Origin of the sequence: Orrella marina (assembly GCF_003058465.1) — a bacterium.
GTDB lineage: Bacteria > Pseudomonadota > Gammaproteobacteria > Burkholderiales > Burkholderiaceae_B > Algicoccus > Algicoccus marinus.
Genome location: NZ_CP028901.1, coordinates 1,012,492 through 1,025,696, shown reverse-complemented (window position 1 = coordinate 1,025,696; position 13,205 = coordinate 1,012,492). Strand labels below are relative to the sequence as shown.

Below are 13,205 nucleotides of genomic sequence, written 5' to 3'. Positions count from 1 at the left end.
TGCTCTCATTTGCGCGCATTGAGCTCACCCTCAAACAGCCTTCCGTACTGGTCCACGAACCGTTGCACTGCCCGCGCGAGTGCATCGAATTCGGTGTCGCCCATGGGCAAGGAAAGATTGAGCATGCCCCGACGAGTCGGCCAGATATTCTGCTCCAGCAACTCAAAGTAGAACAGGTCTCTAAGCACTGCGTTGCTGTGGGTTAAATCGCGGATGCTTCGTACCGGTTCAGACGTCATGTGCACGTTCATGAGGGACCCTATGCCGGTGAACTGCATCGGAAATGGCGCGTTTTGCGCGATGCGATTCAAACGCGTGCGCAAAACATCTCCCCGCTGGTTCAGTGCTGTAGCCGCTTCCTGGGTGTACACCTGACTCAAACCGGCCGCGCCGGCACTCATCGTGAACACGTTGTTGTTGAATGTGCCCGCATGCGCAACATAGCCTGGCTGTAGCGGGTCGTAGATCTGCATCAGATCCTGCCGCCCACCAAATGCGCCAAAGCTAAAACCGCCGCCGATGTACTTTCCCAGTGTCGTCATGTCAGGGGTGATGCCGTGCAGTTGCTGCAATCCACCGCCAGAAAGCCGGGAGGTCATGACCTCATCAAAGATGAGCACCACGTCGTTCGCTGTGGTCCAGTCTCGGATCGCCTGCAAGAACGCAGGCTCGGCAACAATGCACCCGGCAGAGCCTTGCATGGGTTCGATCAGAACGCATGCAAGGTCATCCGCATTGGCACGCAGTAACGCTTCTGTGCCTTCCCAATCGTTATACGGAGCTCGGACGAACTCGTACGGTGCCACGATCGGACTAGGCGTTGCACCAAACATCAGTACGCCGCCATGATAGCCCCCTTCGAACACCATGACTTTCGATCGCCCGGTAACCGCGCATGCCGTAGAAATCGCGTACAGATTGGCTTCGGTTCCGGAGTTGGTGAAGCGGACCATTTCAACACTCGGGAATCTGGAGCAGATCAGGCTGGCGAGCGTCTCCTCCTGGGGGATGTGCCCTCCCCTGACCCATCCGCTATCGAGCGCGTCGACAACGGCTTGTCTGATCACCGGGTCGGAGTGCCCGTATAGGCCGGCGGTGAATTCTCCGAGATAGTCGATGTAGGTGTCGCCGTCGATTGAGGTGACTTGGCATCCCTGCGAGCAGACCAGTGTGATAGGGAACGGGTCACTGAAAAGGACGGTTCGAGTATTCCCGCCAGGCATCACCTTTGCTGCTTTCTGGTGTTGAGCCAGGCTCAACGGATTACGATTTCGGTAGCGTTCGTGAGCTTGTTCAAGCGCGTGATTCTGAGCGTCGGAACCGGCTCGGTCTGACTTGTCCTGATGTGTTTGCTGGGTTGACTTCGTGACTGCTGTTGCCGTGCCGGACATGGTATCTCCTGAAGAGGTGGGGTGCGGCTTGGAGGAATTATCACGACCTCATATGTAGTATGGAGTATTGCCCGGGTCAAGCTTTGGTACATGGCTCAGATCTCTTGTATGCCTTTGCGTGCATACCTCTGCGTGTCTGGAATGCATGTTCCCCGCGGATCCATCCATGACAACAATGCCGGGCGAGTTTCCAGCATCTGTGCTTTTGCAGGCAGAGCCTGCTGGTAAAGGGGGCCGAGCCCCTTTATTTCATCCATTGAATGAAATCTATAATTTAACCGCTTGATATAAAAAGTTGTTTAAACAAACGTTGGAAATCCCCCTGCTCTGCCGGGGTGGCAGTAGAAGTTTGACATTTACGGGAGTCCATCGATGAAACTATCCGGGTGAGCCGCCAAGCACACTCGAGAAAAGGAGTTTCACGATGGACGAGTATGAAAGCCTAAGCCATAGCCGTTGGGAGTGCAAATACCATGTGGTGTTTATTCCCAAGTGTCGAAGAAAGACGTTGTATGTCAGTTTGAGAAAGCACCTGGGTGAGGTGTTCAGGCAGTTAGCCCGTCGTAGGGAGAGCGAGATTCTGGAGGGTCACCTGATGCCAGATCATGTGCATATGTTGATCGCGATCCCGCCGAAGTACGCGCTCTCCCAGGTGATTGGGCACATAATGGGCAAAAGTGCGATTCACATCGCCCGGGTGTATGGACAGAGGAGGCGAAACTTTGTCGGGCAGCACTTTTGCGCCCGGGGGTATTTTGTTTCGACGATTGGGAGTGACGAGGGGGTCATTCGGCGTTACATCCAGGATCAGGAGAAAGAAGACTCTCGACTGGAGTAATTGAATCTGCCCTGAATCTGGCCACCGAACGGTGGCACAAGACACGGAGCCGCGTTAGCGTCTTTGTAAAGCCGCTTTGAGCGGCTTACAAATGAAGGCCCCCGGCTTTGCCGGGGGCTTGTTACTCAAAATCTTTTGGTTACGTCAGTTATTGGTTCACTTGTGAATCAGGTCAGGATTATCCTTGACCAAGGCTCTCCATGACGCAAGCTGCATCTGAATCTCTTCCCGCAACGCTGCAATCGAGCTCCACTCAGAAATACCACCGATTTTAGAGACACGTGCGACAAACTCAGGGTCCTCTGTGACGGCCTTGGTCGCAGCATTGATCTTCTCCGCCAGTTCATCCGGGATACCAGCCGGCGCGTAGACGGCAAACCAGGTGTCAAGCTGAAAATCGATTCCGTTCTCGGTAAACGTCTCGTAGCTGCCGTACGCAGGGAGTCTTTGCTTTGAACTCAGACCAATTGCCTTCAAAGACCCCGCCTCGACCTGAGGGATCAGAAGTGGAGCGAGCGCAAACACCATGTCAACCTGACCACCGATAGCAGCGGTCGTTGCCGGACCACCTCCTTTGTATGGCACGTGCAACAAGTCCAGGTTGGTCTTGTTTCGCATCAAGGCGATGTAATGATGCAGCTGCGCGCTGGCGATGGTGTACTTGCCGGGACTTTCTGACGCAAGCTTCTGCAACTCTTTGACAGTTGAGAATGGAGCATTGGGATTGGCTGCGGCCATAAAAGTCAGTCTGGTGATCATGCTGATCGGAGCCAGCTTCTTCTCGGGATCGAAAGTGGGCTTAGGACCGAGGATGGTATTCAGATAGGGACCAAAGCTACCAAACAGCAGCGTGTAACCGTCTGGTTTGGCAGTTGCAACAATGCCTGAGCCGATGTTGGTTGCAGCCCCCCCTTTATTGTCGACAACGACGATACCGTCGAGCTTGGATGCGAGAGTATCTGCATAGATGCGGCCGATCATGTCAGTCGTCCCTCCGGCAGGGTAAGGGACTACCAGACGAATCGGTTGCGACGGGAAATCAGGGCTGGCTACGGCCGGAACTCCTATGGCGGTCATTCCGGAAACTGCGGCTGTCAGGAGTATTTTTTTAAGTTTGAACATTCAGATGTCTCCATCGTCATCATTGTGGTTGCTTCACAGATTGAGCGAGACTTGTCAGGGCGGTTGACTTCAATGCTCGAAAGGTACCACCCACTGATCAGAAAAAACTGATTGTCAGCTCACTTGCTTCGCTCAATCATGTCAGGTGGCGAATTGCCATCGTTATCATCACTGATTGGTGTGCGATGGCATGATTCAGTCAGGCTGCATGCCCTTCTTCCAAACGGGCGAGATAAGAAAAACGGAATTCACGTGCATTCTCAAATACTTTGGGGAGTGGTCTGCCATTCTCCAGTGTCAACCAGGTTCGTAACAGATGACGTTTCATGCCGGGGTCGTCATGATCCAGATACTTAGTTCTTGAGTGCAGAATACCGTAGTTGTTGCCCATCTGGATGTCACCTGCCTGCATGCTGAAACTCAGCTGAAACTCCGGGTCATGACAGATCTTCTCGAAAAGGTTCATGGCTTCAATCTGCTGTTCAGTAAGCCTTGGAACTTCTTCAAATCGCTGGGCCGTTTCGATGTAGCGCCGTTTGTAAAGCGCGCTGACCTTCCCTTCGTGCACATTCATGATGGGAATGCTCTGAATCTTGAGTCCGAGCGGATGCTGCTCGCGGGTATCGAAATGGAAAGGTTGTTGAAGGACCTCCACCAAGTCTGGACGTGTTCTGAGGATCTCGTTGAAGATGGTGGCAACGCTGACCAGTTTGCTAATACCGCCTTCTTTTGCCGTGCGAAGGCACAAGAGCATGAAGGCGTCCCCGCCGTCATTATGAAACGACAGCTCATCATCAGTCTGGAATCCACGCACCTCACCAGTCGTTGCGACCTTCCTGCCGGTGTTGGTCACGTCGTGCAGAAGACTGCCTGCCTTGTCCTGTGGCTGCGGAGTGCCCAGGTGTGAGGCAAGCGCCCAGAAGATCTTTCTGGCCTGGTTCAGTGAGTACTTCTGAACCGGGACTCCCCGAAGCACGGCAAAACCCCTGCCGCCCTCAAGTTGCTCCCTGATATCGACAAATTTCTTGTCAATCAACGGCAGCTTGAAGTCTTCCTTTCCCATGTTTAGCAAATCTGGAAAGGTCACCTCCTTTCCTTGGGCGATTGCATCAATTTCTTGTAACTCGGCCTCAGTGAAACGTGTGACCCAGTCATCCCTTCCTTCGAAATCCTTTGCGGTCCAGGCTTGCAAGCCTGTAAAAATCGAACTCATCAGATGTGTCCCCTTGACCTATGCTTTTTGTAATCAGTTAACTTGGCGTGTTGTGTAACACGGGGACCGACCGTACCACTGAGGGCTGGGTGAGGACAACAGTTTCTATCCGAAAGCAGTGATATCTGGAATTAGTCGACAGAAACTGGGTTCAAATCTCGTCACAAGAGCCTAAGCTTGGGTTCCAGGTCGATCTCAATGAGAATCTTCGGGCAATGCGGATCAAGCCGGTGTTGCGTCCTCGGTCATGCATTCTATGCTGCACAGCCTTTGCTGCTCCTCACTGTCCGTCATGGCATGAAGAAGATGAAGTGACCAACTCAATGTGGGGGCTTGATCAACTGCGCTTGCTGGTGTCGTCAGAAACCGGCAGAGGTCGATGATGTCGCAACGATGCGTGTCAGCCATCACATCAAATAGAAGGATATGGGACGGGACCGGGCGACAGAACTCTGTCAGTGCACGGAGACAGAGCACAAAAACAAAATTGGCCGTCCGGTTTCCACTTTTTTGGAGTGGACCTGAACGGCCAATTTTTGAATACTGGTAGGCGGTATTGGAGTCGAACCAACGACCTCCACGATGTCAACGTGGCGCTCTAACCAACTGAGCTAACCGCCTGCGAGAAAAAGATATTAACAATAAACGACCCTGTCTGTCAAAACACCCTGCGCAATCCTGAAAGATGCTCGAAGAGTCGGTGATATTTGTCTCAGTTTTGCAACAAATTCTGTTGACGCTTGACGTCTGCACGGCGGACAGCCTCAATGAAGGCACGCATCTTGATGGGGCATTTCTCCCCCGGTGCGAGTTCGATTCCGCTACTGATATCGACGGCCCAGGGTTCGATTGTTGTCACGAGCGACCCGACGCTCTCTACGTTCAGCCCCCCGGAAAGAATGACCGCCCTGGATTGCCCGTCATTCTTGATGTCATCGAGCAGACTACGGTCAAATCCGTGTCCACTGCCTCCGTAGGCTGGGGTATAGCTGTCAAACAACCAGCCTTTGGCGTTTCCGTATGCATGGCAACTAGCCAGCAGCGCCTGCGCTGTATCCATGCCCGGTGCACCGACCCGGAATGCTTTGACATACGGCCAGGCAAAGGTGTCGCAATATTCCGGGGACTCTGCACCGTGAAACTGGAACAACCCAGGCTGCATGGCATCGATCACCTCGTGAACAAACGCTTGCTCTGGTTCGACAAAGAGTGCCACCGTGGTGACGAAGGCCGGAATATCCTTCACCAGACGGTGAGCCGCTTCGGGGTCCAGATACCGTTTGCTTTTTGGGTAGAACACAAATCCCAGCGCGTCGGCACCCAGCAAGACTGCGCTCTCGACATCTTTCTGGCGAGTAAAGCCGCAGAGTTTGATGCGAGTTCTGTGATGAATCGGCCGGGTCGTGTCTTCTGATGCGTGGGTCATGTCAAGATTCTGGGTTGTGCGCATAATTCCTGACCGGGAGTTGCAACGTGTCGGTGTCGCACCGGCCAGGTGTCTGGGCCTTGTTCCATGTAGGTAGTATGAATCGGATTTTACGGTCGAACAGGCTCTAGACGGTCAAATGGAACGGGTCAGGACCGGATTAGATAGGCTTATGAGTCAAGTCAGTGCTCTGCTGGGCCTGTAGGACTGAGGGCTGGCTGCCGACACTCAAAAGCGGCAGGATGTCCGGTTGTTCCGGTACTTCAAGCAGTTCGGGGGATAGTCTACCCCCGTCAGATAAAGCCCGCCTGCGGCATAGGTCGGCGCGGCAACGGTTCTGTCCTTAGCCTTGATCACGGCTTTGAAATGTTCCAGCGTGGTCTTTCCCTGGCCAAGATAGACCAGTTCACCAACCAGGTTTCTGATCATGTGATGCAGAAATGCATTGGCTGAAAACCGGAGAATCACAAATGTCCCTTCACGCTCCACCGTCGCCTGTGTCATGGTTCGAATGGGACTGGCTGCCTGGCACTGTGAGGAACGGAAACTGGAGAAGTCGTGTTCCCCAAGCAGCAACTGGGCGGACTCATGCATTCTGTCGGCATCCAGCGGTCTGAAACACCAGCCAGCCTTTCCAGCCCATAGCGGGTGGCGAACGGGTGTGTTCAGTATCACGTAGGTGTAACTGCGGCTTGTCGCTGAAAACCGGGCATGAAATGCCTCAGAGACGGGGCTCGCCCATTGAACGCTGACTGATTCCGGCAGATGGCTGTTGACCCCCTGACCCAGGCAATCGGGTCCCGTTCGAAGGGTGCATCAACATGAACCACTTGTCCGAGTGCGTGTACGCCGGTATCAGTGCGACCTGCACAGATCGTGGGAAGCTTCTGGCCGGCAAAGGCCTGAAGCGCCACCTCGAGGGCATCCTGTACGGTCTGCCCACCGGTCTGGGTCTGCCAGCCACGCCAGGCGGTGCCATCGTACGCAATGCCGAGTGCGACACGCCTAGTCGGATCTGTCATCACCGGGAACGGCCTTTGCCTTTTGAGCGATTGCCCCCCGTGCGAGCGGATTTGCTCGCAGTCGAGCCGGTTTTACCCTTGTCTTGAGCCTTGTCCTGAGCCTTGTCCTGAGCGCCACTGCTGACCGATGAGTCAGAAGAGCTATCGTCGCGAACAGACGCAGCAGTGGCCACGGATGAGGCCGAAGGGGCATCTGACGGAGGGTCATTCAGATCGAGGCTGATTCCCTTGAGCTTGCTTTCGAATGCTTTGGCCTGAGGACTTTCTCCAATGGGCGGCAATTCCGGGGTTGATGGGTTGTCACGAGTGGTGTTTTCACGAATGGCTGATGAGCGCATGATCCAGGCAAATATCAAAGCAAAAAGCGCCAAGATTAACGCACCTGCAGCAAGTGTGTTGTCCGAGATCCATTGACGGACCTGCTCCACTGGACTGTCCGAGTTCACGACAGACGTCTGATCGTCTGCGACAGGGCTTGATCCTGACACTGAACCTGAGTCAGGCCTGGCCGTTGACGTCGTGCCTGCTGAAGAACCATTCGAAGAACCGTCCGAAGAACTGTCCGCGGAGCTATCCGAAGACGTGCTGCTGCCAGGCTCCGCCTCACCCGCCATTTCGCCGTTGACGCCCGATGGCTTCTGAGAGCCAGCACTGGATCCGGACCCGCCGCTAACAGATGCCGCTGCTCCTGAGCTTGAATCCGGACTTGGGGTTGCGTCAGCAGTCGCACCTTGCCCAGCGTTCGAAGCGTTCGAAGCGTTTGAAGCGTTTGAAGCGTTTGAAGCTTTCTCAACGTTCGAAGCACCTGAAAGACTGGCACCGGAGGATTTGACTCCATTCCTGGTGGTATCACCAGAAGCGACTGCGCCCTGCTCGTCGCTGTCCTGCACGCCAGCGTCCGAGACTGCCGAACCAGTCACTGCATCTGTTGCCGAGCGCGCCTGTGAAGCGCCATCCTCGGTCTGCCTACCTGATGATCCATTGGCACTACCGTTCACACTATTTGAGGCGCCAGATCGGCTGACCGATCCATCAGCGGCACTTGACGATGGTTCTGAAGACGATACCACTCCTCCAGCACCTCCTGCTGCCCCGTCTCCCCCGCCGTTTTTCAGGCCGTTTTCTCCACCGCTTGTCCCGCCGCTTGTCCCACCGCTTGTCCCACCGTTTGCCCGGGCGTTGGCCTCACTTCCAGCACCACTTCCAGCGGTGCTTTGAGGCCTGCTATCGGAGCCGCTCGCAGTGGTACTTCCCGCGGTGTTGTCCAAAGTACCTGGTGAAGAGGCAGAGGATGTCGCTTGTTGATCGGAGGAGCCAGAGGCGTCTGCTGCCTGTCCATTGATGCTCTGCCCATTACCTGTGTTCTCGGCACCATTCGCTTGATTGTTCTGTTTGCTCTGGCTGGCCTGATTGTCCTGGCTGCCCTGAGAACCATTAGTTCCATTACTTCCATTATTTCCATTACTTCCATTGCTTGAAACCGGCTGGGCGCTGGCTGTATCTGTGACTGTTCCGGCAGCTGCGAGCGCGCCTTTTAGTGCCTCGATATTGCGTTCAAGGTCCTCGGTTCTCGATCGTTCGTCCTGTCTGGCAAGCTCCTGGCTACGCTTCTGATCCGCAGCGACGTTAGCCGCAGCTGAGCCAGATCCTGATCCAGTCTCTGCTCCTGAGATCCCGTTGCCACCGCCAGAGGTCGAGTTGGCTGTCGTTGCGCCATTCACACCTTGACTGGCAGGGTCGACCGATGACAATCGGACACGATCGACCACAGGCGGGGCGGGTAACTGCTTCGCAGCAGACTCTACTTGCCCACTCGATTTCGCGTCAGGGGCTTCGGCAGCTTGTGCTGCTGTGCCGGGTGCTGCCGGAATGACATTTGTACCAGGACGGCCACGCGATGCGTTGTACGCCCGGACGTGGGCAAGATACTGTTGACGCGCGTAGCGCGCATCAACCGCAAGCACCTGAGCCGCTGATGGGATATTAAGTGACTCGCCAGCGCGCAGAAGATTCATGTTCTCTTCGATGAATGAGCGCTGGTTCGCCTGGTAAAGCGCCCAGAGAGTCTGATAGAGCGTCGCACCCTGAACAGGGAACTGTTTTGCGATGTCGATCAGTGTGTCGCCACGCATCACGTCATAGGTCTGGCCTGCAAGGCGCACTGGAGGTGCTGCATGCGAGATGACGCTGGACTGCACCAGCCGCTGAGTAGTCGCACTGCTGACATGAATCAGCAGATCAACAACGTTGGATGCAGGCGATGCGTTAGCCCGCACCTCAATGACACGGCTGTTTGGTTCAGGTCCGTCGATCACCCTCGCCGATAGTCCGGAAAGCGCAACAGGTGGAGTCAGTCCCGCCTGCACCCACTGTTGTTCATTTGCCACACGAACGTTCAGACTTTGCACTTCTTCACGCGTCAGGTCACGCAGCGGAATGCTCAGTCGCAGGGGCTGACCGGGGCAGAATCCAGGTGAGCACGGCCAATTTCCATCGCGCAAACAGGGCCCGCGACGGATACCGCCAAGCCGACGGCAAGCACACGCAGTATCGCCAGGCTCCGCCCACCTGATGGCTGGATATCCCTGTGCCGGGTCATAAACGAGTATTTGACGGCACTGGAGAATCCAGTATTTTTAGAACCTTTTTCTTTGTTGATCATGTGGCTGGCGTTCGAACTTAAAGAAATCTGTGAAGCTGATGACCGATATGAATCACGCTGCAGGATGGGCGCATCTGGAGTCTGGCCAAGGCTGGACTCGTACCGCGCGCCATGCCGGTACGGCAGGAAAGTGTCCTGCTCGATCTTGTCGGGTCGTCTCATTAAGGGGATCTTGAATCAGGCGAGGATGCTAACTAGCGGCGTACACTGTAACAAATCGTGAGATTCGTTACTCATACTCTGCCACTGAAATGCCTTTGAAACAAGACAAGCAACACTTGGCGGCTCGCAATACCCTGCCCCCGGAATCAGTCTCAGACTAAAAGACGTCGGTCTGAGTCGAGCGTATGCTCAGACCACCAGGCGGCCAGGCCGGATCATTGCGGCGCGACCAGCAGGGCTGTGCTCAATGACCCCTGAAAATTAAAATCGGTCGCACTGGGATGTTCCAGTACGACCGATTCAGTTATCAGCCCGCAGCCCGCAGCCCACAGACCGCAGCCCGAACTGCGCCGCCTTGCGAGCGAGATGCTCAGGCGCGCTTTAGTACGATATTGAGCATGCGACGCAAGGGTTCGGCAGCACCCCAGAGGAGTTGATCACCCACAGTGAAGGCGCTCAGGTACTGAGGACCCATCAACAGCTTGCGCATGCGACCAACCGGTATGTCCAGCGTGCCTGTTACGGCCACTGGCGTGAGGTCCTTCATGGACGCTTCTTTGGTGTTGGGAACGACCTTGGCCCAGTCCGTACCCTGCGCGATCATGTCGTTGATCTCGTCCAGCGGAACGTCTTTGGTGAGCTTGATGGTCAGTGCCTGGCTGTGGCAACGCATGGCACCGATTCTCACGCACAGGCCGTCGATCGGGATAGCCGGGACATCAAACCCATCACCACGACCGAGGATCTTGTTGGTTTCAACGCCACCCTTCCATTCTTCACGGGAGACACCGTTCTCCATGTCCTTGTCGATCCATGGGATCAGGTTGCCCGCAAGTGGCACCCCAAAGTGTTCCTGTGGCAACTGGCCGCTGCGCTGAAGATCCAGCACACCGCGGTCGATTTCCAGAATCGCTGAGGCAGGATCGTCCAGCAGACCTTTGACCTGGCCGTTGATCAGGCCAAACTGGGTCAACAACTCACGCATGTGCTGTGCACCACCGCCAGAGGCAGCCTGATAGGTCATGCTCGTCATCCACTCGACAAGCCCGGCTTTAAAGAGGCCGGCCATGCCCATGAGCATGCAGGACACGGTGCAGTTTCCACCGGCAAACGAAACCACACCCTTGGAGAGGGCTGAATCGATGACGTTACGGTTCACGGGATCCAGAACAATGATGGTTTCGGGATCCATCCGCAGCGTGCTCGCGGCGTCGATCCAGTATCCTTTCCAGCCCGCTTCGCGCAGTTTTCCATAAACAGCAGTGGTGTAATCACCGCCTTGGGCAGTCACAATGACGGGTAGCGATTTGAGGGTGTCAATGTCGTAAGCGTCTTTCAGCTCACCGCCACCCGCCCACTCGGGAGCCTTGCCACCCGCGTTGCTTGTAGAAAAGAATACCGGGTTGAGCGCCGCAAAATCGTTCTCATCACGCATACGCTGCATGAGGACGGAACCGACCATGCCACGCCAACCCACGAAACCGACTGATTGATTCATTCAGGACTCTCGCTTTTGTTGTCGTGCAGTCCGGAAATGAATCACGGACTGCGGTTAAGTCAAACGCCCTATCATAACGCGGCCAGTACCGCATCACCCATTTGACCCGTCGAGACCTTGTGGGTACCGGGTTCATAGATGTCAGCGGTGCGTAGACCGTCAGCCAGCACTTTGCGTACCGCTGCCTCGATGCGCGCAGCCGCTGCTTCCTCGTTTAATGAGTAGCGCAGCAGCATCGCTGCCGAGAGAATGGTGGCAAGCGGATTGGCCAATCCCTGGCCGGCGATATCCGGTGCCGAGCCGTGACTGGGCTCATACAGACCCTGTCCCGATTCGTTCAAAGAGGCCGATGGCAGCATACCGATCGAACCAGTGAGCATGGCTGCTTCGTCAGACAGAATGTCACCAAAGAGGTTGCCGGTCACGATCACGTCGAATTCCCGTGGTGCACGAACCAGTTGCATGGCAGCGTTATCGACGTACATGTGCGAAAGTTCGACTTCCGGATAGTCCTTGGCCACTTCGATCACCAGGTCACGCCAGAACTGCGAAGTTTCCAGCACGTTGGCCTTGTCCACACTGCACAGCTTCTTGCCACGCTTCATGGCCGCCTGAAACCCGATATGGGCGATCCGGCGAATCTCTGTCTCGGCGTAGCGCATGGTATCGAACCCCTCACGCTCCCCCTTGAAAGGGCCGTCTTCGGCTGTGCGCATGCCGCGCGGCTGACCGAAGTAGATGTCGCCTGTGAGTTCGCGCAGGATCAGAATGTCCAGCCCCGAAACCACTTCAGGCTTGAGTGACGAGGCGTTGGCCAGTTCGGGATACAGGATCGCCGGGCGCAGGTTGGCAAACAGACCCAATGCTTTTCTGAGACCCAGAATAGCCTGCTCGGGCCGGTGCTCACGTGGCAGCTTGTCGTACTTCCAGTCACCGACGGCACCAAACAGCACCGCTTTGGCGCGTTTGGCCAGCGCCAGCGTTTCGGGTGGCAGCGGGTGACCGTGCAGGTCATACGCCGCACCACCGACTGGTGCGGTTTCCAGTTCCAGCGGCAAACCCAGCGCGGTCAGCACCCGGGTTGCCTGTTCCATGATTTCGGGGCCAATGCCGTCGCCCGGCAGGACTGCAATCAAGTGGCTCATTAGCGGGCTCCTACGGGTTGAACGTCAAGCCATGGATGGCGGGCCAGACGTTCGGCTTCAAAGGCGCGGATCTTGTCTGCATGCGTCAAGGTCAGACCAATGTCATCCAGACCATTGACCAGTGAATGCTTGCGGAACTCGTCGATTTCGAAACTGTAAGCTCGCCCATCGCCAGTGCGAACCACTTGCTCGGGCAGGTCGATCGTGAGCTCGTAGCCGTTAAATCCGTTGACGTCGTCAAACAGGCGGGCGACCTCGAGCTCGGACAGGCGGATGGGCAGCAAGCCGTTCTTGAAGCAGTTGTTGAAAAAGATGTCGGCAAAAGACGGTGCAATAACGGCCCTGAAACCGTACTGCAGCAGCGCCCAGGGCGCGTGCTCACGACTCGATCCGCACCCGAAGTTTTTGCGTCCGAGCAGGATTGACGCACCTTTGTAACGAGACTGGTTCAGCACGAAGTCCGGGTTCAGCGGACGCTTGCTGTTGTCCATGCCGGGTTCGCCATGGTCCAGATAGCGTAGTTCGTCAAACAGGTTGGGACCAAAACCCGTGCGCTTGATGGATTTGAGAAACTGCTTGGGAATGATGAGATCGGTGTCGACATTCTCGCGATCAAGCGGCGCGACCAGACCCTTGTGTACGGTAAATGCTTGCATGCTAAATCCTAATCTTTGACGTGTTCCTGCAGATGATCGGCTCTCAATGAGATCCGATTATCTGGATGGA

12 protein-coding genes and 1 tRNA gene are annotated in these 13,205 nt (G+C 55.7%); 1 reads left to right on the top strand and 12 read right to left on the bottom strand.

Features of this window, described 5'->3' with window-relative positions; all coding sequences use genetic code 11:
* Window positions 1-5: 5 nt before the first annotated feature.
* On the bottom strand, window positions 6-1,391 hold the full coding sequence (locus DBV39_RS04565; protein ID WP_108620536.1) for an aspartate aminotransferase family protein: 1,386 nt from the start codon (window positions 1,389-1,391) through the stop codon (window positions 6-8).
* Between the two features lie 424 nt (window positions 1,392-1,815).
* On the opposite strand from DBV39_RS04565, the gene tnpA reads away from it, so the two are divergent.
* Entirely contained in the window at window positions 1,816-2,229 is a 414-nt protein-coding gene (tnpA, locus tag DBV39_RS04560) for an IS200/IS605 family transposase (RefSeq protein WP_108620535.1), read from the top strand.
* 156 nt (window positions 2,230-2,385) lie between these two features.
* Here the strand turns inward: tnpA and DBV39_RS04555 are convergent, their stop codons facing one another.
* The 11 genes from DBV39_RS04555 to leuD form a co-directional block, all read right to left on the bottom strand.
* Window positions 2,386-3,351: a Bug family tripartite tricarboxylate transporter substrate binding protein gene (locus tag DBV39_RS04555; protein ID WP_108620534.1), complete on the bottom strand. Its 966-nt coding sequence runs from the start codon at window positions 3,349-3,351 to the stop codon at window positions 2,386-2,388.
* Between the two features lie 199 nt (window positions 3,352-3,550).
* Window positions 3,551-4,564 (bottom strand): TauD/TfdA family dioxygenase, encoded by a 1,014-nt coding sequence (locus DBV39_RS04550; protein WP_108620533.1) that lies wholly within the window; start codon window positions 4,562-4,564, stop codon window positions 3,551-3,553.
* A 544-nt stretch (window positions 4,565-5,108) separates the two neighbouring features.
* Window positions 5,109-5,185, bottom strand: a tRNA-Val gene (locus tag DBV39_RS04545).
* 91 nt (window positions 5,186-5,276) lie between these two features.
* A complete protein-coding gene (locus DBV39_RS04540; RefSeq protein WP_108623080.1) occupies window positions 5,277-5,990 on the bottom strand; it encodes a phosphoribosylanthranilate isomerase in 714 nt (237 codons plus the stop codon).
* Window positions 5,991-6,218: 228 nt separating this feature from the next.
* The gene (locus DBV39_RS19850; protein WP_227870808.1) at window positions 6,219-6,665 is read right to left on the bottom strand and encodes a tRNA pseudouridine synthase A; all 447 of its coding nucleotides are present in this window, start codon (window positions 6,663-6,665) and stop codon (window positions 6,219-6,221) included.
* Entirely contained in the window at window positions 6,662-7,012 is a 351-nt protein-coding gene (locus DBV39_RS19845; RefSeq protein ID WP_227870807.1) for a tRNA pseudouridine synthase TruA family protein, read from the bottom strand. The genes DBV39_RS19850 and DBV39_RS19845 overlap by 4 nt, the downstream gene beginning before the upstream one ends.
* Window positions 7,012-9,420, bottom strand: coding sequence for a FimV/HubP family polar landmark protein (locus DBV39_RS04530; RefSeq protein WP_108620532.1), 2,409 nt, complete (start codon window positions 9,418-9,420; stop codon window positions 7,012-7,014). The genes DBV39_RS19845 and DBV39_RS04530 overlap by 1 nt, the downstream gene beginning before the upstream one ends.
* Before the next feature lie 32 nt (window positions 9,421-9,452).
* A complete protein-coding gene (locus DBV39_RS04525) occupies window positions 9,453-9,836 on the bottom strand; it encodes a hypothetical protein (RefSeq protein WP_108620531.1) in 384 nt (127 codons plus the stop codon).
* Between the two features lie 370 nt (window positions 9,837-10,206).
* Window positions 10,207-11,334: an aspartate-semialdehyde dehydrogenase gene (gene asd, locus DBV39_RS04520; RefSeq protein ID WP_108620530.1), complete on the bottom strand. Its 1,128-nt coding sequence runs from the start codon at window positions 11,332-11,334 to the stop codon at window positions 10,207-10,209.
* Window positions 11,335-11,405: 71 nt separating this feature from the next.
* Complete coding sequence (gene leuB / locus DBV39_RS04515; RefSeq protein ID WP_108620529.1) at window positions 11,406-12,479, bottom strand: 3-isopropylmalate dehydrogenase; 1,074 nt, start codon at window positions 12,477-12,479, stop codon at window positions 11,406-11,408.
* A complete protein-coding gene (gene leuD, locus DBV39_RS04510) occupies window positions 12,479-13,135 on the bottom strand; it encodes a 3-isopropylmalate dehydratase small subunit (protein WP_108620528.1) in 657 nt (218 codons plus the stop codon). The genes leuB and leuD overlap by 1 nt, the downstream gene beginning before the upstream one ends.
* Window positions 13,136-13,205: the final 70 nt, after the last annotated feature.